This is a genomic window from Pyrobaculum sp., from assembly GCF_049971835.1.
GTDB lineage: Archaea > Thermoproteota > Thermoprotei > Thermoproteales > Thermoproteaceae > Pyrobaculum.
In genome coordinates this window covers 1-554 of sequence record NZ_JBMFKV010000416.1, presented here as the reverse complement: position 1 = coordinate 554, position 554 = coordinate 1, and the positions used below count along the sequence as shown (strand labels likewise).

Here is a 554-nt window from a genome sequence, read left to right as displayed (position 1 = left end):
TGCGAAGGTGGTGTTGAACATAATGGCGCAGAAGCCCCCCAGGGAGCAACTGGAGGAGTTGATTAGGGCTAGGATCCGCCTTGAGCAGGAAACTGCCACCAGGGCGATGGCTTATTCATACAAGGTGCGCAACCCCCTCATAAGGGTTTTGCGATGAACTCCACAACTCTGCTGTAGGCCTTCACCCGGTTTGACACTTTTGTAATTACGTGGCCCTCGTCTGGCAACACCACTAAAGATTAGTTCAGAAGGGCGATTACGCTCCTACGCCGCTACGGCTTAGCTCGTCTTTTTTCGCTTCAGAATAGCGGCTAGCGCTACGCCTATTGCTACGTGCACCGGAATGAACTTGGGATCGGGTTCTAACTGGCTTGCTATATACAGAGCCATATCCACCGCCGCCACCACCAGCCCAACCGCGGCGCCAAACAAAGGCCACGGCAAAACAACCCGACGCCACAACAAGCCGGCAAGCAAGCCGCCGAAACTCCAAAGAATAACCCCACCCACGACGGCGCCCCCGGCCACGGCGACGGCGAAAGCTGTGATCTCCA

Annotated in this window: 1 pseudogene; it reads right to left on the bottom strand. The window is 56.1% G+C overall.

The features are described from left to right. Positions 1 to 279: 279 nt before the first annotated feature. Positions 280 to 554: pseudogene (locus ACP5J3_RS15030) on the bottom strand (hypothetical protein); the annotation flags it as partial.